Genomic DNA, 19,687 nt, shown 5'->3' with positions numbered 1-19,687 from the left:
GGCTAGTGTAGCGGTCACGAAGTGGCGGGCCCCGCCACTTCGTGACCGAAGGAGTCCCCCGTGTCCCCAGTCCTGGTCACCGGCGCCACCGGCAAGCAAGGCGGCGCCACCGCCCGCGCCCTCCTGAAGGCGGGCATCCCCGTCCGGGCGCTCGTCCGCGACCCCGCCCGCGCCGAGGACATCCGCGCGCTCGGCGCCGAACTCGTCGTCGGCGACCTCTACGACCTCGACTCGCTTCGGCCCGCCGTGCAAGGCGTGCGGGGCGTGTTTTCCGTGCAGATGCCGGACCTGGCCGACCTCGAAGGTGACTCCGAGTGGATCCAGGGCCGCAACCTGATCGACGCCGCCGGCCAGGCGGGTGTGCCGCAGTTCGTGCACACGTCGGTCTCCGGCGCCGGGCAGCACCGCACCGTGCCCGGCTGGGCCGAGGGCCGCTGGACGTCGATGGAGCACTACTTCGCGACGAAGTCCGCGCTGCAGGACCGCGTCCGCGACGCCGGGTTCGAGCATTGGACGCTGCTCAAGCCGGGCTTCTTCATGGAGAACTTCCGGCCGCCGTCGTTCCTCCTGCCGAACGGGCGGCTCGTGACGACCATCAAGCCCGGCACGGAACTCGCGCTGGTCGCGGTGGCCGACATCGGCGCCGCGGCCGCCGCGGCGTTCGCCGAACCGGCGCGCTTCCACCGCGTCGAACTGGAACTGGCGAGCGAGCTCATGACCATGACCGACGTCGCCGCGGTCCTGTCGCGGGCGCTGGGCGTCGAACTGACCGCGCCGGACATGACCGCGGAAGAAGCCGTGGCCGCCGGGGCGCCCGCGTTCGCCGTGCGGCACGAATGGCAGAACGAAGTCGGCCACCCCGCCCGGCCCGAATTCGCCCGCGCCCTCGGCATCCCGCTGACGTCGTTCGCCGACTGGGCCGCGAAGCACCTGACAGCCCGATGATCACCCGGCTAGGGTCACCCGCATGGCTGAACTCAAGCGCATGCCGACGACCACCGACGGCGGCGAATGCATCTTCTGCGCCATCGCCACCGGCCGCGCCCCGGCGGCGTTCGTGCACGAGGACGACGACTTCGTCGCCATCGCCGACCTGCGCCCGGTCACCACCGGCCACCTGCTCGTCCTCCCCCGCGCGCACTCCGCGGACCTGGCCGCGCTGCCGGCCGAAACGGGCAGCCGCCTGTTCACCGTCGCCCAGACGCTGGCCGCGGCCCTGCGCCGCACCGACCTGCCTTGCGAGGGCGTGAACCTCTACCTCGCCGACGGCAAGGCCGCGGGCCAGGAGATCCCCCACGTCCACCTGCACGTGATCCCCCGCCACGCCGGCGACGGCTTCGTCATGAACGCCGACTGGCGGGTGCGTTCCCGCGAGGAGCTGACGGAGGTCGCGGCGAAGGTCAAGGCCGCGCTTTAGGCCTTGTGCAGCTTGTCCGGGTGGTGCACCGCGGTCTTCCCGGACTTCTCACTCTTCACGAGGTACTGCGGCTGGTCCGGCGACGCCTTGACGTCCCGCTTGCCCGCGTGCGTGTCCTCGGTGATCTTCTCCTCGACCGTCCCGACCGAACTCTCGTTGCCCGCGTCCCAGCGGACGCGGTCACCCTTCTCGAAGTGCTTGCTCATGATCGGGGGGTACCCGCCGATCATGCCGGGTACGCCCGATGATCCGGGGACACGACCCGATCACGAGCGCAGCCCGCGGAAGAACGCGCGGATGTCGGCCACGAGCAGCTCCGGTTCCTCCAGCGCGGCGAAGTGGCCCCCCGACGCGAACTCCGACCAGTGCGCGATCTTCTCCTCCGGGTCCATGATCCGCCGGACCACCGGTGAGGAGTCGAACACCGCCCAGCCCGCCGGGACGGCCGACGGCGTCAGCCACCCATGCGCGGAGTGCGCGGCCTCGTAGAGGAACCGGGCCGCGGTCGCGCCGCTGCGGGTGAACCAGTAGAGGCTCACGTTCGTCAGCAGCCGGTCGCGGTCGACGCCGTCGCCGGTCCACGCCTGGAACTTCTCCGCGATCCAGGCCAGCTGCCCGACCGGGGAATCGGTGAGCGCGGCCGCGATCGTCTCCGGCTTGTGCGACTGCAGGTCCAGGTACCCGCGGCCGGCTTTCCACGCCTCGCGCGCGGCGTCCAATTCGGACTGTTCGGCGGGCGACAGGTTTTCCGGCAACGGCAGCTGCTCCCCCGCGAGCGCGATCGTCCCGCGGTCGCTGTTGACGTGCGTCCCGATGACGCGGTCGGGGTACAGGGAGGCGAGCCGCCCGGTGACGCCCGCGCCGATGTCGCCGCCCTGCGCGGCGAAACGCTCGTAGCCGAGCCGGACCATCAGCTCCGCGAACGCGTCCGTCGTCCGGGCCAGCTCCCAGCCGGGTCCGCTCAGCGGCGTCGAGAACCCGAACCCGGGCAGGGACGGGACGACGACGTGGAAGGCGTCCGGGCCGGCTTCGGTCAGCGGGCCGACGACGTCGAGGAATTCGGCGATCGAGCTGGGGTAGCCGTGGGTGAGCAGCAGCGGCACCGCGTCGGCCCGCGCCGACCGGACGTGCAGGAAGTGGATGGTCTGCCCGTCGATCTCGGTCGTGAACTGCGGGTACGCGTTCAGCGCCGCCTCCTGGGCGCGCCAGTCGAAGCCGTCCCGCCAGTACCCGGCGAGTTCGCGGACGGCTTCGGTGGGCATGCCGCGGGACCAGTCCGGCTCGTCACCGGGCACGGAATCGGCGAACCGGGCGCCGGTGAGCCGCCCGTGCAGGTCGGCCAGCTCGGCCTGCGGGACGTCGATGCGGAAGGGGCGGATTTCGTTCGTCATGGGGAGGACGCTAGAAGCCATTGCGGAAGGCTTCCTTCCGCGTTTCGTGCGATGCTCGGAAAATGCTGCAGACCTCCGCCCGCCTGCTCCGGCTGCTCTCGCTGCTCGAAACGCGGCGCGACTGGACCGGCGCCGACCTCGCCGAGCGGCTCGGCGTCACCACGCGCACCGTCCGCACCGACGTCGGCAAGCTGCGCGAGCTCGGCTACCCGGTCGAGGCGGCCCCCGGCGTGCAGGGCGGCTACCGGCTCGGCGCCGGCGCGCACCTGCCGCCGCTGCTGCTGGACGACGACGAAGCGGTCGCCGTCGCGGTCGGTCTCCGCACGGCGACGGGTGTGGCCGGCATCGCCGAGACGTCGGTGCGCGCGCTCGCCAAGCTCGAACAGGTCCTGCCGTCCCGGCTGCGGCATCGGGTCCAGGCGCTGCAGGCCGCGACCGTCTCGGTGCCCGGCGACGGGCCGGCCGTCGGCGCCGACGTGCTGACCGCGATCTCGGCCGCCATCCGGGCGAGCGAACGGCTGCGCTTCGGCTACACGAGTCACCTGCGCGAGCCGAGCCGCCGCGACGTCGAGCCGCACCGGCTGGTCAGCTGGGGGCGGCGCTGGTACCTGGTCGCCTGGGACACCGCGCGCGACGACTGGCACACCTTCCGCGTCGACCGCATGACGCCGAAGGTGCCGAACGGCCCGCGCTTCGCCCCGCGCGACCCGCCGGAGGGCGACGTCGTGCAGTTCGTCCAGCGCAGCGCCGGCGCGGCGACCTGGCGCTTCCACGCCCGGGTCCGGCTGCACGCGCCGGCGGACCACGTCCGCGCCCGGCTGCCCATCGCGGTCGAGGTCGTCCCGGAGGGGCCGGACCGCTGCGTCGCCGAGGTCGGCTCGGACGACGCGGCGATGCTCGGGCTCCACCTCGGGCTGCTCGAAGTGGACTTCGACGTGCTCGACGCGCCGGAGCTGGCCGCGGAACTGGCGAAGACGGGCGAGCGGTTCCTGCGGGCCGCTAACGCAGGGAGTCGGCCAGCTCCTGGATGAGCACGAACTGCTCCCGGACCCCGACCTCCATGCCGGACTCGTAGATCGTGTCCCGTAGTTCCTTGCTGCCGGTCTCGGTCAGCAAGCTCAGCAGCGTGCGGTCGCCCTCGAGGGCGGTGAAGGTGACGGTGATGAGCGGCCCGTCCACCGAGTCGAGCGGGACGCCCGGCAGCTCGAACACCTCGGTGTAGACGATCCGCTCGGCCGGCACGATTTCCCGGTACTCGCCGTGGAAACCGACCTCGGCCCCGTCGTCCGTCTTCAGCACGTACCGCCAGCGGCCGCCGGGGCGCAGGTCCAGCTCGACTTCGGTGGTGGTCCCGCGGTGGCCGCTCCACCAGCGGCGCACCAGCTCGGGCGTGGTCCACACGCGGTAGACGAGGTGCTTGGGCGCGTCGAACTCGCGCGTGATGAGGATCTGGTCCTCGGCGGGGGTGGTGATCTCCACGTCAGTGCTCCTGTTTCTTCAGTTCTTCGAGGACGTCGTCCATCCGGTCGAACCGCCCGGCCCACGTCCGCTCGTACTGCCGGACCCAGTCGTGGATCGGCTTGAGCGCGGGCCCGTTGAGCCGGTAAAGCCGCCGGCGGCCGGCACCGCGCACGTCCACCGCGCCCACCTCCCGCAGCACCCGCAGGTGCTTCGACACTTGCGGCTGGGCCAGGCCCAGCAGGTCCACGAGGTCGCCGACCGACCGTTCGCCGTCGCGGAGGACGTCGAGGATCTGCCGCCGCCGGGGTTCGGCGACCGCGTTGAAGGTGTCGGTTGTCGTCGCTGCACGGGCCACGCGAGTCATCATATGCCGATATGGGTATGTGTCAACACCCACATCCTGGGCACGCTGGGCTCGCGCCCCGCCGTCTGCCACCATCAGGCCATGACGGCCCGGGCCGACGCTCCACAGAGGACGGATGCGCGCGGCGCCCGCCGTAGTGCCAGCGCGAGTGCCGTCCTGCGCGCGGTGCTCGACGAGGGGCCTATCGCGCGCAGCACCATCGCGCGCCGGACCGGGTTGTCCGCCGCCGCCGTCAGCGGGCACGCCGCCGAACTGCTCCAGCGCGGCCTGCTGCGGGAGCTGCCGGAAACCGAAAAACGCGTCGGGCGGCCGCACGTGCCGGTCGACCTCGACACCGGGCGGCACGTCGCCGGCGCGCTGCACCTGGCCGTGCACCACGCCACCGTCGCGCTGCTCGACGTGCGCGGGAACGTGCTGGTGCAGCACGAGGAACCACACGAGGGCTTCGCCGCCGAAGACGTGCTCGCACGAGCGGCCGAAATCCTCGACGACCTCCTGCTCGGGCACGCGCCGGACCGCGAGCCGCTCGGGCTCGGTGTCGCCACCGGGGGCTGGGTCGACCGCGCGTCCGGCACCGTGGTCGAACACCCGCTGCTGGGCTGGCGGGACGTCCCGGTGCGTGACCTGCTCGCCGCCTCGACCGGGCTCACCGTCGCGGTCGACGGCCACGCGCGCTCGCTGGTGCACGCCGAACAGCTCTTCGGGCACCCGCGGGCACGCGAAAGCGTCGTGCAGTTGTTCACCGGCAACGTCGTCGACGCCGCGTTCGCGACCGGCGGCACGGTGCACCACGGGCCGCGCTCTGCCGCCGGCGCGGTCGCGCACCTGCCGGTCGACGACAGCGCCGAAGCGTGCCGGTGCGGGCGCACCGGCTGCCTCGAAGCCGCCGTCTCGGAAGCGACTCTCGCGCGCCGCGCGATGGAAAGCGGCTTGCTCGCCCGCCCGGATTTCCCGGAATTGCTGGCACTCGCCGGACGCGGCGATTCCGCGGCGGTGCGGTTGTTCCACGACCGCGCACGGCTGATCGGCCAGGCGGCGGCCTTGCTGCTCGACGTCCTCAACCCGGCCGTGCTCGTGGTGGTCGACCGGAGCATAGCGGGCGTACCCGGCTGCCTTCCCGCCATCCGGGACGAGGTCGGCGCGCGCTCCCGCCGCCTCGACAGCGCGGAAACCGTTGTGGGTACGAGCTTCCCGGGCACCGAGCTGGCCACGGCCGGCGGCGCGGTGCTGCTCGACCTCCTCTACGACGACCCGTTCGGTCCCCTGCTGACCGAACTCTCCCACGCCTCGTGAACCTCCCGAGTTATTTCACGAACTCGCAAAATTGACCCTCCGGCCGGCGGCCGCCAACAATTGCTCCCAACCCCGCCGACTCCCGGAACGGACGAAACCACCGTGAAGAAAACCTTGCCCCTGCTCGCCTTCGCCGCCGCGCTGCTCGCCGGCTGCGCGTCGGCGACGGCCACCGGTGCGCCCGGGCAACCCGAGAAGCTGGAACTGCGCTACCAGGGCAACGCCAACTCCGTGAGCCTGCCCGAACTCGCCGAAGACCTGGGCTACTTCGGCCCGGTCAAGCTGAAGTGGGTCGGCAACACGATCAGCGGCCCGCAGGACATCCAGTCCGCGGCCACCGACCAGACCGACTTCGGCGGTGCCTTCACCGGCGCAGTCGTCAAGCTCGTCGAAGCCGGCGCACCGGTCAAGGCGGTCGTCAACTACTACGGCTCCGACGACAAGGCGTTCATCGGCTTCTACACCAAAGAGGACAGTCCGATCCGGACCGCCCGCGACCTGATCGGCAAGAAGGTCGGCGTCAACACCGCGGGCGCGAACCTGGAAGCCGCGCTGGACACCTGGCTGACCGGGCAGGGCCTCTCGGACGACGAGATCAAGCAGGTCCAGCTGGTCGTCATCCCGCCGGTCAACGCCGAGCAGGCGCTGCGCAACGGCCAGCTCGACGTCGCCGCGTTGCAGGGCATCCTGCAGGACCACGCGCTCGCCGCCGGCGGTGTCCGCCCGCTCTTCAGCGACGTCCAGGCGTTCGGGCCGTACAACGGCGGGCCGTACGTGCTGCGCACCGACTTCATCAAGAAGTACCCGGAGACCACGAAGATCTTCGTCTCGGCGGTGGCCCGCGCCATCGAATGGGAACGCACCACTCCCCGGGAAGAGGTGATCGCCCGCTTCACGAAGATCATCCAGGCCCGCGGCCGCAACGAAAGCACGGCGACGCTGAAGTACTGGAAGAGCGTCGGCCTCACCCGCGGCGGGCTCATCTCCGACCAGGACTACACGCTCTGGGAGCCGTGGCTGAAGCGGCAGGGCTACCTCAAGGGCGACAAGATCGACACGTCCAAGCTCTACACCAACGAGTTCAACCCCTACCGCGCCGGCGCCCCGGCGGTGACCAGGTGATCGCCATCCGCGCGGTGACCAAGACCTTCGGCGCGCTCACCGCGCTCGACGACGTCTCCCTCGACATCGCCGACGGCACGTTCCTCTCCCTCGTCGGGCCCAGCGGGTCGGGCAAGTCGACGCTGCTGGACCTCCTCGGCGGGCTCGCCACCCCGACGTCGGGCGAGGTGCTCATCGACGGCGAGCCGGTGCGCGGGCCCGGCCTCGACCGCGGGGTCGTCTTCCAGCAGTACGCGCTGTTCCCGTGGCGCACCGCCCGCGCGAACGTCGAGTTCGGCCTCGAAGGCGGCCCGCTCGGGAAGCGGCAGCGCGCGGACCGGGCCCGCGAATACCTCGACCTGGTCGGGCTTTCCGGGTTCGAGGACCGCTACCCGCACGAGCTGTCCGGCGGGATGAAACAGCGCGTCGCGATCGCCCGCAGCCTCGCCTACGACCCGGCGGTGCTGCTGATGGACGAGCCGTTCGCCGCGCTCGACGCGCAGACCCGCGAGCAGCTGCAGGAGGAGCTGCTGCGGATCTGGCGCCGCACCGGCAAGACCGTCGTGTTCATCACCCACGGCATCGACGAGGCCGTCTACCTGGGACAGCGGGTCGCCGTGCTGACCTCGCGGCCCGGCCGGCTCAAGGCCGTCGTCGACGTCGACCTCGGCGACCGCACCGGCGACGTGCGTTCCGCGCCGGAGTTCGGGCGCCAGCGCCACCGGCTCTGGGAACTGCTGCACGACGAGGTCCGCAAGGCGGCCGAACACGAACGGAGCGCGGTCCGATGACGACCACCCTGGATGCCCCGGCAGTCCACAACGGACCGGTGGCCGCACCTCCGAAACCACACCGGTTCACCGAGAAGCTCACCCGGGCGGTGCACGCGTCCGCCGCGGTCGTGCTGTTCGCGGCGCTCTGGGAGCTCGTCCCCCGGTTCGTCCTCGACGAGAGCACGCGGACGTTCCTGCCGCCGCTTTCCGAAGACCTGCAGGCGCTCTGGGAGCTCGTCCTCGACGGCCAGCTGGCCGAGCACCTGCTGGCCAGCACCGGCCGCTCGGCCGCCGGGTTCGCGATCGCCGTCGCCGTCGCGGTCCCGCTCGGGCTGCTGATCGGCTGGTACCGGCCGGTCGCCCGGTTCCTGCAGCCGCTGCTGGAACTCGCCCGCAACACCGCCGCGCTGGCGCTGCTCCCGGTGTTCACGCTGCTGCTGGGCATCGGCGAGCTGTCGAAGGTCAGCCTGGTGGTCTACGCCTGCGTGTGGCCGGTGCTGCTCAACACGATCGCCGGCGTGCACAGCGTCGACCCGCTGCTGGTGAAGGCGGCCCGCTCGCTCGGGCTGTCGAGCCCGCGGCTGTTCCGGAAGGTGATCCTCCCCTCCGCGGTGCCGACGGTGTTCACCGGCATCCGGATGGCGGCGTCGTACTCGATCCTGGTGCTGGTGGCCGCCGAGATGGTCGGCGCGAAGGCCGGGCTCGGCTACCTGATCAACACCACGCAGGTCAACTTCCTCATCCCCCAGATGTACGCCGGGATCATCGCGGTCTCGCTGCTCGGCGTGCTCGTCAACCAGGGCTTCGTCGGGCTCGAACGGCGGTTCTCGACCTGGCGCCCCAAGGAGAAGCCATGATGCACCTCAACGCGTTCGTGATGCCGAACGGCCACCACGAAGCCGCGTGGCGGCACCCCTCGACCGACCCGCGGCGGGCCCGGACGCTGCAGCACTACGCCGACATCGCGCGGACGGCCGAGCGCGGCAAGCTCGACTCGCTCTTCCTCGCCGACGGCGTCGCGCTGTGGGGCAACGTCAAACACAACTCCCACAGTCACTTCGAACCGCTGACGCTGCTCTCCGCGCTCGCCGCGCGCACGGTCCACATCGGACTCATCGCGACCGCGTCGACCACCTACAACGAGCCGTACCACCTGGCCCGCAAGTTCGCCTCGCTCGACCACCTCTCCGGCGGCCGCGCGGGCTGGAACATCGTCACCTCGGCCGGCACCGACGAGGCACGCAACTTCAACCTGGCCAAGCGGCCGTCGCACGCCTCCCGCTACGAACGCGCGGACGAGTTCGTCGAGGTCGTCAAGAAGCTCTGGGACAGCTGGGACGACGACGCCGCGCTCGTCGACCGCGCGAGCGGGATCTACGCCGACACCGACCGGATCCGCGCGATCGAGCACGACGGGCCGCACTTCCAGGTGCACGGGCCGCTCAACATCGAGCGGCCGCCGCAGGGGCACCCGCTGCTCGTGCAGGCCGGGTCGTCGGAGACCGGCAAGGAGTACGCGGCCCGCCACGCCGAAGCCGTGTTCACCGCGCAGCAGACGTTCGCCGAGGGCAAGGCCTTCTACGACGACGTCAAGAGCAGGCTGGCCAAGTACGGCCGGACGCCGGACGAGATCAAGATCCTGCCCGGCATCTCGCCGATCCTCGGCCGCACCGAAGCCGAGGCGCGCGAGCGGGAAGCCGAGCTGAACGCGCTGATCACGCCGGACTACGGGCTGCGGCAGCTGTCGAAGATGCTCGACCACGACGTCACCGGCTACCCGCTGGACGGCCCGCTGCCGGAGGTCGGCAGCTTCACCGAGGGCGGCCAGAGCCGGTTCGAGCTGGTCGTCGGCCTGGCCCGGCGCGAGGACCTCACCATCCGGCAGCTGCTGGAACGGCTGGCGGGCGGGCGCGGGCACCGCGTCTTCGCCGGCACGCCGGTCCAGGTCGCCGACGAGCTGGAGGCGTGGTTCACCGGCGGCGCCGCCGACGGCTTCAACGTCATGCCGCCCACCCTGCCCGGCGGGCTCGACGACTTCGTCGACCTCGTCGTCCCGGAGCTGCAGCGGCGCGGGCTCTTCCGCACCGAGTACTCCGGCACCACCCTGCGCGAGCACTACGGCCTCGCGCGTCCCGCCACCCGAGTCAAGGAGCCCGCATGACCGCGATCAGCACCGACGTCCGCAAGATCACCGGGAGGATCGGCGCCGAGATCGTCGGCTTCGACCCCACCGGCGACCTCGACGCGTCCCAGGTCGCCTTCCTGACCGAAGCGCTGCACGAGCACAAGGCGCTGGTGTTCCGGGGCGTCGACCTCGACGACGAGGGCCAGCAGCGCTTCGCCGCGCACTTCGGCGAGCTGACCAAGGCCCACCCGACGGTTCCCGCCGTCGACGGCGCGCCGGCGATCCTGCCCGTCGACAGCGAGCAGGGCCGCGCCAACCACTGGCACACCGACGTCACCTTCGTGCTCAACCCGCCCCAGGCCAGCACGTTGCGCAGCCTCGTGGTGCCGCCCTACGGCGGGGAGACGCTGATCGCGAACGCCGCGGCGGCCTACCGCGACCTGCCGGAGCCGCTGCGGGCGTTCGCCGACACGCTGCGGGCGGTGCACACCAACGACTACGACTACGTCCAGCCGCCGGAGACGGTGGACGACAAGGAGCAGGCACGCCGCGCCCGGTTCGTCTCGCGCAAGTACCGGACCGTGCACCCGGTGGTGCGCGTGCACCCGGTGACCGGCGAGCGCGGGCTGTTCATCGGCGGCTTCGCGCAGCGGATCGAAGGGCTTTCGGTGAGCGAGTCGCGGGACCTGCTGCGGCTGCTGCAGTCCTACGTCACGCGGCCGGAGAACGTCGTGCGCGTGGCGTGGGAGCCGAACCAGCTGGTGCTGTTCGACAACCGCGCCACGCAGCACTACGCGATCGACAACTACGACGGCCTCCCCCGGCGCCTGAACCGCGTCACGGTGGCCGGCGACGTCCCGGTGGGCGTCGACGGCCGGCCGAGCGAGTCGCTCGAAGGCGACGCCTCGCACTACACCTCCGTGGCGTGAGCCGGGCGCGGAACGGGCGTGCGGTCAGCGCCCGTTCCGCTCCTGCTCGCGGAAGCAGTCCCACGCCCGGCTGACCAGGGCCGGGTGGGTGCGCAGGTCGATCGCCGTGCGGGCCAGGGCCGCCGCCGACGCCAGCATCGCCGAGCGGGCCCGGGGGCTCGCCGCCGCGGCCGCGAACTCCGCGGTGTGGTCGGCGTGCTCCGCCGCCGTGATCGCGACGAACGGGTGGATCGCCGGGACGCGGATGCTGACGTCGCCGACGTCCGAGGAGCCCAGGTACACCCCCGGGGCCGGCGGGGTCGCCTGGATCCCGCACGCCGCGAGGTGTTCGGTGAACCGGCCGGACAGCACCGGGTTGTCGCGGAAGTGCGCGTAGCCGCGGCCGGCGCGTTCGACGTCCACCTTCGTGCCCGTCGCCAGCGCCGTGCCCTGTGCGGCCGCCGTCACGTCCTCGACCAGGCGCTCCAGCGCACCGGTCGTCAGCGCGCGGAGCCCGAAGCGTCCCTCGGCGCGGTCCGGGACGATGTTGGTCGCCTCGCCGCCGTGGGTGATGATGCCCTGGACGTGCGAGCCCGCGGGCAGGCGCTGGCGCAGCGCGGACATCGCGCCGAACAGCTGGATCAGCGCGGCGAGGGCGTCGATGCCCGCTTCCGGGTCACCGGTCGGGTGCGCGGCGCGGCCGTGGAAGGTCACTGCCAGCTCCACGTGCGCGGTCAGCGGGGCCCACGACCACGAGTGGACGCCGGGGTGGACCATCAGGGCCGCGTCGGCCTCGTCGAAGACACCGGCTTCGGCGAGCGCGACCTTGCCGCCGCCGCGTTCCTCGGCCGGACAGCCCACCACGAGCAGCGAGCCCGGGCTGCCGGCCAGTGCTTCGCGAGCCGCCAGCGCGGCACCGAGCCCGGCCGCGGCGATGAGGTTGTGCCCGCAGGCGTGCCCCAGGCCGGGCAGCGCGTCGTATTCGAGCAGCAGCGCGACGCACGGCCGCCCGGCGCCGGCCCGCGCGGTGAACGCCGTCGGCAGCCCGGCGACCCCGGTCTCCACCTCGAAGCCGTCCTCGGCCAGTTCCCGCGTCAGGCGGCCGGCCGCCGCGTGCTCCTCATAGGACAGTTCCGGGTGCTCGTGCAGCGCGGTGGCCACCGCCCACAGCCGTTCGTCCAGCCGCTCGACCCGCTCGTCCGCCCGCTCGTGCAGCTCATCGTCCCACTCCATGCCCACCGGTGTACCCCTACCACGCCCGCTCGTACCACCGGGCCGGATACGCCCCGGCCACGAGCGGGCGCGGGATCCCGCCGTGCCCGGCTCTAAGCCTTCGCGCTCTTGAGCTCCAGCGGGTTCTCGGGCGCGCCGGACCGCGCGTCGATCATCCGCTGCCCCAGCTCCTGCAGCCGCTTGCGGCCCATCGCCGAGCGGACCTCCGGGAACCACTCGTCCTCTTCTTCTTCGACGTGGTGGCGGACGTTCTCGGTGAGCACCGTGACCTTCGCGTCGAACGTCTCGTCCGCCGGGTCCATGCCGAGCAGCTCCGACAGCATCCACACCACCACGTGGTGCTCCTCCACGCTTTCCAGGACGTGGTCCTTCGTCTCCGGCACGGCTTCCCGCGCGGCCGGGTAGAAGATCTCCTCCTCGATGTAGGCGTGGACGGTGAGCTCTTCGATGATCGAGTCGGCGATGCGGCGCTTCTCGCGGTGCGCGCCCTCCCCCGCTTTTTCGAACTCCTTGAACAGCTTTTCCACGGTCTTGTGGTCGTTCTTGAGCAGCACGATCGCGTCGGTCGACATCGGTGTCCTCACGGTGTGGCCAGGTCACGCAGGGCGACCTGGGAGTTCTCCAGTTCCTTCGTCATCAGCAGGGCGACGGTCCCGGCGTGCGCCAGTGCCCGGCCGACCTCGCCCACCGAGTCCCACGCCGCCCCGGCGTCGCCGTCGCCGTGGCGGACCACCCGACCGGCCAGCAGGCCGTCCTCGAGCCGCCCCTGGAGGGCGGGCAGCAGCTGCGTGAGGTCGCCGGCCAGCAGCCGGAGGGCGCCGAGCACGCGGTACAGCTCGGCCGGCGGGACGAGCTCGCCGTCGCCCACGCTGCGGGACAGCCGGTGCACGGTGGCACCGGCGTCGGCGGCCAGCAGCGACGGTGAAGGGTTCATGACCGGCCGGATACCCTCCGCGACGCGGGGAAAACGCCGTTTGCCCGATCGGTACCGCGGGTATTCGCCGGTCCTTCCGACCCCCAGGAGAACACCGGTGAACGAACCGAGCGGCGACGTGCCGACGTTCGGCGTCGAAGAGGAGTTCTTCGTCGTCGACCGCCGCGGCCGGCTGTCCCCGGCCGGTGACGACGTCGTCGACGCCGCCGAGGCGGCCGGCGACGACCAGGGCGACCTGCAGCACGAACTGATGCGGTCGCAAGCCGAAGCCGCCACCGGCATCTGCCGGACCCACGCCGAGGCCCTGCGCCAGTTGCGCGGCCTGCGCGACGACCTTTCCGCGGCCGCCAGGGGGCGCGGCTACCGGCTGCTGGCCGCCGCGGCACCGCCACTGTCCGAAGTGGACTTGCCGGTCATCACGCCCAGCCCGCGCTACGAGCGGATGGCCGAGCACTTCGGCGCCACCGCGAGGACTTCGCTCACGTGCGGCTGCCACGTGCACGTCGCCATCCCCGACCCGGAAACCGGTGTCCGGGTGCTGAACCGGGTCCGGCCGTGGCTGCCCGCGCTGCTCACCGTCACCGCGAACTCGGCGATTTCCGACGGCTACGACACCGGTTACTGCAGCTGGCGCTACCAGCAGTGGAGCCGGTGGCCCTCGGCCGGGCCGCCGCCGCGGTTCGCCTCGCTCGACGAGTACGAGAGCATCGTCGACGCGTGGCTGCGGGCGGGCTCGATCCTCGACCGCGGGATGGTCTACTGGGACGTCCGGCTGTCGGAGAAGCAGCCGACGCTCGAATTCCGCATCGCCGACGTGGCCGCCACCCCCGAAGAAGCGGTGCTGCTGGCGGTGCTCGCCCGCGGCCTGGTCGCCATGGCGCAAACCGGCGGTGCGCCCCCGCCGCCGCTGCCGAACGAGGTGCTGCGGGCCCAGCTCTGGCGCGCGTCCCGCGACGGCGTCACCGGCTGCTGCCCGCACCCGGACACCGGCGACCTGGTGCCGGCGAAGGGGGTGCTCGACGACCTGGTCGAGCGGACGGCCCCCGCGCTGGACGCGGCGGGCGACCTCGACTTCGCGCGGGACGGGATCGCGCGGCTGGTCGCCGACGGCGGCGGCGCCGACCGGCAGCGACGCCGCTTCGCGGACCGGCAACGCGGCGAAGACGTGGTGGACTTGCTGACCGGCGACGGCTAGACCGGCAGCCGGTCGAGGAGGGCGAGGGCACGCGCCGCGGCGCGCGAGCGCCCGGGGTCGAGCACGAGGTGGACGCCCGCGACGGCGGCTCGCTCGTTCGCGCGCACCAGGGCCAGGAGGCCGGCGGCGCCGAGGAAGCACACTTCGCCGAGGTCGATCCGCAGCACGCGGGGACGGGCGCGGAGGTGCTCGTCGAGGGCCGCTCCCAGGCTTTCCGCGGTGCAGCCGTCGATCTCGCCCGTGACTTCCACGACGATCGCGTCGGGGGTCCGCCACCGGGTGCGGCTGGGCAGGCGGTCGGCGGAGACCCGGGGCTCGGGCAGCCCGTGCGTCGGCAGGTCGGGCGCGCGTTGCCGCTCATGGGTCGTCATGGCTTTGAGTTACCCGGTGCGCGTTCGCGGCCAAACAACCCGCGGTCCGGGTGCGTTTCCGCGGCCGGAGCGGGTATCCGGGACCAGCGCCGCCCGGAAGGAGGCCGCCATGGCCGACGGCCCGCCCACGATGGGCGTCGAAGAGGAGTTCCTGCTCGTCAACCCGCGCACCGGGCACACGTCCGCGAGCGCCGAGCAGGTGCTCGCGCGGTACCGCCACCACGGCCCGCTCCCCGACGGCGTCCGGGTGCACCGCGAGCTGCGCCTCACCCAGATCGAAGCCGCCAGCGGCGTCTGCACCACCGCGGACGGGCTCCGGTACCAGCTGACGGCGACCCGGCGCGTGCTGGCCGGGGCCGCCGCGGCCGAAGACTGCGCGCTCCTGGCCACCGGTACCCCGATCGGGCCCGGCCCGGCCGCGCCGCCACCCGCGGGCGAGGGCCGGTACGCCGAAATCGACGCCACCTACGGCGCGGTGGTCGCCGACTACGAGGCCTGCGGGTGCCACGTCCACGTCGGGGTGCCCGACCCCGACACCGCGGTCGCGGTCGTCAACCACGTCGGGCGGTGGCTGCCCACCTTGCTCGCGCTGTCGGCGAACGCGCCGTTCGACCACGGGCGGGACACCGGTTACCACAGCTGGCGGATGGTCCAGCAGTCCCGCTTCCCCGGCTACGGCGTCGCGCCGCACCTGCGCGACCACGCGGCGTACCGCCGGGCCGTCGAGACGCTGGTCGAGTGCGGCACGCTCGTCGACCCGGACCAGACGTTCTGGCTGGCCCGCCCGTCCGGCCGGTTCCCGACGGTGGAGTTCCGGGTCGCCGACACCGCGCTGACCGTCGACCACGCCCTCCTGCAGGCGCTGCTGAGCCGCGCGCTGGTGCAGCGGGCGCTGGCCGACCTCGGCCGCGGGCGCGCGGCGGAACCGCTGTCCCCGCAAGTGGCCGCGGCCGCGGTGTGGACCGCGGCGCGCCACGGTGTCACCGGGCAGCTCGTCGACGTCGCCGGGGAGGCGCGCCGGCCCGCGTGGGCACTGGTCGAGGAGTTGCTGGCGCACGTCCGGGAACCCCTGGAGGCGAGCGGTGACCTGGCCGAAGTCCGAGCGCTGGCCGCGGTCCTGCGTGCCGACGGCACCGGCTCGGTCCAGCAGCGCGCGGTGGCCGGGCGCGGCACCCCGGAAGCCGCGGTCGGGTGGCTCACCGCGCTGACCGTGCCGCCGGCGCATGGAACCCGGCGCACGGGGTAGCCGGGAGCCATGACGACCTCGACCCTCGCGGCGGCCACCCTGCCGACCGCGCGCGGCCCGCTTTCGGAGTCCGTGCTGGGCACCCTGCTGCGCGAACAGCCCCGCGCGGACCTCGGCTTCGACGGGCTCGTGGCCGCCGACCCCCTCGGCGACGACGTCCAGCTGGCCCTGCACCTGTGCTACGAACTGCACTACCAGGGTCTGCCGGGGGTGTCGGCGGACTGGGAGTGGGACCCCGAACTGCTGCGCCTGCGCGGGGCGCTGGAGGCGCGCTTCCTCACTGCCCTGCGCGAAAACACGCCGGGCGGCGACGACGTCACCGCCGAACTCGACGCGCTGCTGGTCGAGCCGCTCGACGCGGAGGGCGTCTCGCACTTCCTCCGCGACCACGGCGATTGGGACCACGTGCGGGAGTTGTTCGCGCACCGCTCGGTCTACCACCACAAGGAAGCCGACCCGCACGCGTGGGTGATCCCGCGCCTGCGCGGTCGCGCCAAGGCGGCACTGGTGGCGGTCGAGTTCGACGAGTTCGGCGGCGGCCGCGCGGAGCTGGCGCACGCGCGGCTGTACACGGACCTCCTGCGCGCGGCCGGCCTGCCGGACGGCTACCTGCAGCTCATCGACCACGCACCCGCCGAGATACTGGCCGTGGTCAACATGATGTCGCTGTTCGGCCTGCACCGGTCGTTGCGCGGCGCGCTGTGCGGTCACCTCGCGGCGGCGGAGATCACGACCGGGCCCTCCGCGCAGCGGATGGACCAGGCACTGCGGCGCCTCGGCGCCCCGGAGGCGTGCCGGTTCTTCTACACCGAGCACATCGAAGCCGACGCGGTGCACGAACAGGTGATGCGCCACGAGGTGCTCGGCGACCTGCTCGACCAGGAACCCGAGCTGGCCGCCGACGTCGTGTTCGGCATCCAGGCGACGGAGTTCCTGGAAGGCCGCTTCGGTGCGCGGCTCCTGGACCGCTGGCGGGCCGGCGAATCCTCGCTGCGGATCCCCCTGCTCTGACCGGCTCGCCCATCGTCTTGAATGAGTCATTCAGGTCTTCGGAGGTCCTGAACGACTCATTCAAGACCTTTGCGCACCCGCTTGCGGTGACTGGTGTCGCAGAACGGGAAGCGCTTGCTCCGCCGGCACGCGCACACCGCGACCACGAACCGGTCGGAGCGCACGACCTCGCCCTCCGGCGTGCGCAGCTCCACCGGGCCCTCCACGAGCACCGGGCCGCCGGGGACCACCGTCACCCGCCGCGGGCGGTCAGCGGCCGGCACGCAGCACCACCAGTTCTTCCGCCCGCGAGCCCGGCGCGATCGGCCCGGCCGCCTCGAGGAAGGCCGTCCGTCCGGAAAGGACCGGACCGAACGGGATGCGGGCCCGCCGGGCCACCGAGACACGCAAGCCTTGCGCGGACAGCGATGCCCTCGTTTCATCCACATCGGACGGTGCGGATCGGACGATCGGCTGCGTCCCGCCGGGACGCAGGACCGCGCGGCCGTCCGGGCCCGCGTCGCGGCCGCGGGTGGCGCGGACCGCCGGGGCCGGCGCCGCGACCACGAGGTCGTCCGGGCCCCGGCGTACGGCCGTCGCCAGGTCTCCCCGGCAGGGTCGCACGGCGGCCCGGCGGACCAGCGCGGTGAACCGCGTCGAAGCCCGCGCCCGGCGCGAAAGGTCCACGGCCAGCACGGTTTTCGCGCCGCGGCGGGCCGGCGTGCTCGCCCGCGCACCGGGCGGGACGGCCAGGCCGGCGATCGCGGCGGTGTCCTCCCGCGGGCGGCAGACCCCGGGCAGCAGCGGTACGGGGACGACGCGCCGGGCGGCCGAGCGGCCCGGGCGGACGGGTTCCGCCGACGTGGTCATCCCGGTCTCCTTCACCTCGCCGCGGTCCCGGCGCGATCGCCGGCGGACAACCGCGTCGCCCCCGGCTACCCGGCGAAGATCGCCGCAAACCGATCCGCCGCAGGTGGTTGGGGCGGGCCCGCCGGGGTATCCGCTCCGAAAAGGATCGCGAAGCCAGGAGGTCCACGATGACATCCCAGGACCGCACGCACCGCCCCGCCGAGCCCGCCGAAGGCGCCGGCGACGACCCGCACGGCGACACCCCCGAAGCTCAGCGCGAAACCCTGCGCGGCGAGCAGGGCACGTCCGGCGGCGACCAGCACGACGACACCGATCCCCAGTCGGGCTGACCCCGCGCACGCCGCCGTCGAAGGTGTCCAGCCGGGGTCAGCAAGCCGTGGAACTCGTCCAGGCCGATCACGAAGATGTCGATACCGGGCGGGCGCGCGCGGGTTTTCCCGGTACGCCGGGCGGGTATCCGCGGCGATGGCACGCACCCGGCTCCGGCGCAGTGACCTGCGCGGCCCCGGCATCCGGCGGATCCGTCGGGGCCGGGGTTTCTCCTACGCCCTCCCCGACGGCTCACCGGTCGCCGACGACGAGCTGCTCGCGCGGATCAAGGACCTGGTCATCCCGCCGGCCTGGCGGGACGTGTGGATCTGCCCGCACCCCAACGGGCACGTCCAGGCGGTCGGCACCGACGACGCCGGGCGGCGCCAGTACCTCTACCACGAGCAGTGGCGGCGCGACCGCGACGAAGAGAAGCACGACCGCGTCCTGGCGATGGCCCGGCGGCTGCCCGGGTGGCGGGAGTCGGTGGCGGCCGACCTGGCCGGGCGCGGCCTGACCAGGAACCGGGTCCTGGCGGCGGCGCTGCGCATGCTCGACCGGGGGATCTTCCGCACCGGCGGCGAGGAGTACGCGGAGGAGAACGGCACCCACGGCGTCGCGACGCTGCTGCGCGAGCACGCCTCGGTCCGCGGCGACGAATGCCGGTTCCGCTACGTCGCCAAGGGCGGCCTCGACCGCGAGGTCGCGATCCGGGACGCGGCGCTGGCTTCGGTGGTGCGGTCGCTGCTGCGCGCCCGGTCCGGGAGCGACCGCCTGCTCGGCTACCGCGAGGGCGGCACCTGGCACGAGGTGCACGCGGCCGACGTCAACGAGCGGTTCAAAGAGCTGGCCGGCGCGGACTGCACGGCGAAGGACCTGCGCACGTGGACGGCGACGGTCCTGGCGGCGGCCGCGTTCGCCGCGGCGGAACCGCCGACGTCCGAGACCGCCCGCAAGCGCGCGGAGGCCGGGGTGATGCGGGAGGTCTCCCGGGCGCTCGGCAACACCCCCGCCGTGTGCCGGTCGTCCTATGTGGACCCCCGGCTGGTCGAGGCGTACCGCGGCGAGCGCACCATCGCGGCCGCGCTCAAGCGGGCGGGCCGGCTGGAGGGTGACGACGCGCGCGCGGTGCTGGAGAAGGCGTGCGCCCGGTTGTTGAAGGCGTCATGAGGATTGGAAGTCACTCTTACGGGGAAGTTGATCTGTGTGCGGACGTCCGGTCGAGCGCCAGGAGGCACGGTGAGTGAACGTCAATCCATCCGAACGTGTACTGGTCCGCGGACCCGCCCGTCCGGGACCCTGGGGACGATGACTTCCGACCCGTCCCCCGTGCGCTGGCGCGCCTCGATCGGTCTCGCCGTAGGCGGCGACGGCCCGGTGTCGAGCATCGTCGAGTCCGAGCACGGCAGCGAGGGCTCGGCGCGCGAGTGGATCGAACGGAAGCTCCCCCGCACCCGCTTCCCGGCGTGGATCCCGGCGGCCCGCCGGGCGGACGGCGTGGAACTGTTCGGCCGGGTGGCCCGCGGCCACGTCGTGACCGGCCGGCTCGTGCCGACGTGGGAGTCGGACTCCGGCACCGCGGTGTGGCACGCGGACCGCGAAGGCGACCACGTGCAGTGGCGCCGCTGCGCGGCCGAAGACCACTGACCACCCCTCCCGAGCCCCGGCGAACCAGCCACACCGGCGCCCCCCCCCGACGTCATGAA

At 73.0% G+C, this 19,687-nt stretch carries 25 protein-coding genes; 15 read left to right on the top strand and 10 right to left on the bottom strand.

The features are described 5' to 3' along the window. Positions 1-60 precede the first annotated feature (60 nt). Positions 61-945: an NmrA family NAD(P)-binding protein gene (locus AB5J73_RS32065; protein ID WP_370962435.1), complete on the top strand. Its 885-nt coding sequence runs from the start codon at positions 61-63 to the stop codon at positions 943-945. A gap of 22 nt (positions 946-967) precedes the next feature. Further along, positions 968-1,417 carry an HIT family protein gene (locus tag AB5J73_RS32060; RefSeq protein ID WP_370962434.1) on the top strand — a complete coding sequence of 150 codons (450 nt, stop codon included), beginning with the start codon at positions 968-970 and terminating at the stop codon, positions 1,415-1,417. On the opposite strand, the gene AB5J73_RS32055 is transcribed toward AB5J73_RS32060, so the two are convergent. Both AB5J73_RS32055 and AB5J73_RS32050 read right to left on the bottom strand, forming a co-directional pair. Next, positions 1,414-1,623, bottom strand: coding sequence for a DUF2945 domain-containing protein (locus AB5J73_RS32055; protein WP_370962433.1), 210 nt, complete (start codon positions 1,621-1,623; stop codon positions 1,414-1,416). The genes AB5J73_RS32060 and AB5J73_RS32055 overlap by 4 nt on opposite strands. 60 nt (positions 1,624-1,683) lie before the next feature. Then, complete coding sequence (locus AB5J73_RS32050) at positions 1,684-2,808, bottom strand: epoxide hydrolase family protein (protein WP_370962431.1); 1,125 nt, start codon at positions 2,806-2,808, stop codon at positions 1,684-1,686. 62 nt (positions 2,809-2,870) lie between these two features. Here AB5J73_RS32050 and AB5J73_RS32045 point away from each other — a divergent pair, with 62 nt between their 5' ends. Beyond that, the gene (locus AB5J73_RS32045) at positions 2,871-3,839 is read left to right on the top strand and encodes a helix-turn-helix transcriptional regulator (RefSeq protein ID WP_370962430.1); all 969 of its coding nucleotides are present in this window, start codon (positions 2,871-2,873) and stop codon (positions 3,837-3,839) included. On the opposite strand, the gene AB5J73_RS32040 is transcribed toward AB5J73_RS32045, so the two are convergent. After that, positions 3,808-4,287, bottom strand: coding sequence for an SRPBCC family protein (locus AB5J73_RS32040; RefSeq protein WP_370962429.1), 480 nt, complete (start codon positions 4,285-4,287; stop codon positions 3,808-3,810). The two genes, AB5J73_RS32045 and AB5J73_RS32040, sit on opposite strands and share 32 nt — an antisense overlap. A 1-nt stretch (position 4,288) precedes the next feature. Next, on the bottom strand, positions 4,289-4,624 hold the full coding sequence (locus tag AB5J73_RS32035; protein WP_370962428.1) for an ArsR/SmtB family transcription factor: 336 nt from the start codon (positions 4,622-4,624) through the stop codon (positions 4,289-4,291). A gap of 90 nt (positions 4,625-4,714) precedes the next feature. Here AB5J73_RS32035 and AB5J73_RS32030 point away from each other — a divergent pair, with 90 nt between their 5' ends. The 6 genes from AB5J73_RS32030 (at position 4,715) to AB5J73_RS32005 (ending at position 10,854) form a co-directional block, all read left to right on the top strand. After that, a complete protein-coding gene (locus AB5J73_RS32030) occupies positions 4,715-5,926 on the top strand; it encodes an ROK family protein (RefSeq protein ID WP_370962427.1) in 1,212 nt (403 codons plus the stop codon). A 102-nt stretch (positions 5,927-6,028) separates the two neighbouring features. Then, positions 6,029-7,048 (top strand): ABC transporter substrate-binding protein, encoded by a 1,020-nt coding sequence (locus AB5J73_RS32025; protein WP_370962426.1) that lies wholly within the window; start codon positions 6,029-6,031, stop codon positions 7,046-7,048. After that, a complete protein-coding gene (locus AB5J73_RS32020) occupies positions 7,045-7,818 on the top strand; it encodes an ABC transporter ATP-binding protein (protein WP_370962424.1) in 774 nt (257 codons plus the stop codon). The genes AB5J73_RS32025 and AB5J73_RS32020 overlap by 4 nt, the downstream gene beginning before the upstream one ends. Beyond that, the gene (locus AB5J73_RS32015) at positions 7,815-8,657 is read left to right on the top strand and encodes an ABC transporter permease (protein ID WP_370962423.1); all 843 of its coding nucleotides are present in this window, start codon (positions 7,815-7,817) and stop codon (positions 8,655-8,657) included. The genes AB5J73_RS32020 and AB5J73_RS32015 overlap by 4 nt, the downstream gene beginning before the upstream one ends. Beyond that, positions 8,654-9,961 carry an LLM class flavin-dependent oxidoreductase gene (locus AB5J73_RS32010; RefSeq protein WP_370962422.1) on the top strand — a complete coding sequence of 436 codons (1,308 nt, stop codon included), beginning with the start codon at positions 8,654-8,656 and terminating at the stop codon, positions 9,959-9,961. Before AB5J73_RS32015 ends, AB5J73_RS32010 begins: the two co-directional genes overlap by 4 nt. Continuing rightward, complete coding sequence (locus AB5J73_RS32005) at positions 9,958-10,854, top strand: TauD/TfdA dioxygenase family protein (protein WP_370962421.1); 897 nt, start codon at positions 9,958-9,960, stop codon at positions 10,852-10,854. Before AB5J73_RS32010 ends, AB5J73_RS32005 begins: the two co-directional genes overlap by 4 nt. Positions 10,855-10,878: 24 nt before the next feature. On the opposite strand, the gene AB5J73_RS32000 is transcribed toward AB5J73_RS32005, so the two are convergent. The 3 genes from AB5J73_RS32000 to AB5J73_RS31990 form a co-directional block, all read right to left on the bottom strand. Then, positions 10,879-12,066, bottom strand: coding sequence for a M20 family metallopeptidase (locus AB5J73_RS32000; RefSeq protein WP_370962419.1), 1,188 nt, complete (start codon positions 12,064-12,066; stop codon positions 10,879-10,881). 92 nt (positions 12,067-12,158) lie between these two features. After that, positions 12,159-12,638 carry a hemerythrin domain-containing protein gene (locus tag AB5J73_RS31995; RefSeq protein WP_370962418.1) on the bottom strand — a complete coding sequence of 160 codons (480 nt, stop codon included), beginning with the start codon at positions 12,636-12,638 and terminating at the stop codon, positions 12,159-12,161. An 8-nt stretch (positions 12,639-12,646) separates the two neighbouring features. Next, complete coding sequence (locus tag AB5J73_RS31990; protein ID WP_370962417.1) at positions 12,647-13,000, bottom strand: hypothetical protein; 354 nt, start codon at positions 12,998-13,000, stop codon at positions 12,647-12,649. A gap of 97 nt (positions 13,001-13,097) precedes the next feature. Here AB5J73_RS31990 and AB5J73_RS31985 point away from each other — a divergent pair, with 97 nt between their 5' ends. Then, positions 13,098-14,195, top strand: coding sequence for a glutamate--cysteine ligase (locus AB5J73_RS31985; protein ID WP_370962415.1), 1,098 nt, complete (start codon positions 13,098-13,100; stop codon positions 14,193-14,195). Here AB5J73_RS31985 and AB5J73_RS31980 read toward each other — a convergent pair. Continuing rightward, positions 14,192-14,566 carry an STAS domain-containing protein gene (locus tag AB5J73_RS31980; protein ID WP_370962413.1) on the bottom strand — a complete coding sequence of 125 codons (375 nt, stop codon included), beginning with the start codon at positions 14,564-14,566 and terminating at the stop codon, positions 14,192-14,194. The genes AB5J73_RS31985 and AB5J73_RS31980 overlap by 4 nt on opposite strands. A 109-nt stretch (positions 14,567-14,675) precedes the next feature. Between AB5J73_RS31980 and AB5J73_RS31975 the strand changes: the two genes are divergently transcribed. Both AB5J73_RS31975 and AB5J73_RS31970 read left to right on the top strand, forming a co-directional pair. Next, the gene (locus AB5J73_RS31975) at positions 14,676-15,812 is read left to right on the top strand and encodes a glutamate--cysteine ligase (RefSeq protein WP_370962412.1); all 1,137 of its coding nucleotides are present in this window, start codon (positions 14,676-14,678) and stop codon (positions 15,810-15,812) included. Between the two features lie 9 nt (positions 15,813-15,821). Beyond that, positions 15,822-16,823 (top strand): iron-containing redox enzyme family protein, encoded by a 1,002-nt coding sequence (locus AB5J73_RS31970; protein WP_370962411.1) that lies wholly within the window; start codon positions 15,822-15,824, stop codon positions 16,821-16,823. Between the two features lie 56 nt (positions 16,824-16,879). On the opposite strand, the gene AB5J73_RS31965 is transcribed toward AB5J73_RS31970, so the two are convergent. After that, positions 16,880-17,086 (bottom strand): CDGSH iron-sulfur domain-containing protein, encoded by a 207-nt coding sequence (locus AB5J73_RS31965; RefSeq protein ID WP_370962410.1) that lies wholly within the window; start codon positions 17,084-17,086, stop codon positions 16,880-16,882. Then, positions 17,073-17,672 (bottom strand): methyltransferase, encoded by a 600-nt coding sequence (locus AB5J73_RS31960; RefSeq protein WP_370962409.1) that lies wholly within the window; start codon positions 17,670-17,672, stop codon positions 17,073-17,075. Before AB5J73_RS31960 ends, AB5J73_RS31965 begins: the two co-directional genes overlap by 14 nt. Positions 17,673-17,839: 167 nt before the next feature. On the opposite strand from AB5J73_RS31960, the gene AB5J73_RS31955 reads away from it, so the two are divergent. The 3 genes from AB5J73_RS31955 to AB5J73_RS31945 all read left to right on the top strand — a co-directional run bounded on the left by AB5J73_RS31955 (position 17,840) and on the right by AB5J73_RS31945 (position 19,628). After that, positions 17,840-18,001 carry a hypothetical protein gene (locus AB5J73_RS31955; protein WP_370962408.1) on the top strand — a complete coding sequence of 54 codons (162 nt, stop codon included), beginning with the start codon at positions 17,840-17,842 and terminating at the stop codon, positions 17,999-18,001. 136 nt (positions 18,002-18,137) lie between these two features. Then, positions 18,138-19,151 carry a DNA topoisomerase IB gene (locus AB5J73_RS31950; RefSeq protein WP_370962406.1) on the top strand — a complete coding sequence of 338 codons (1,014 nt, stop codon included), beginning with the start codon at positions 18,138-18,140 and terminating at the stop codon, positions 19,149-19,151. Between the two features lie 138 nt (positions 19,152-19,289). Then, the gene (locus tag AB5J73_RS31945; RefSeq protein WP_370962405.1) at positions 19,290-19,628 is read left to right on the top strand and encodes a hypothetical protein; all 339 of its coding nucleotides are present in this window, start codon (positions 19,290-19,292) and stop codon (positions 19,626-19,628) included. Positions 19,629-19,687: the final 59 nt, after the last annotated feature.

It is taken from the genome of Amycolatopsis sp. cg9 (assembly GCF_041346945.1).
GTDB lineage: Bacteria > Actinomycetota > Actinomycetes > Mycobacteriales > Pseudonocardiaceae > Amycolatopsis.
Note: the sequence above shows the minus strand (reverse complement) of the source record. Positions and strands in the feature narration are given on the sequence as shown.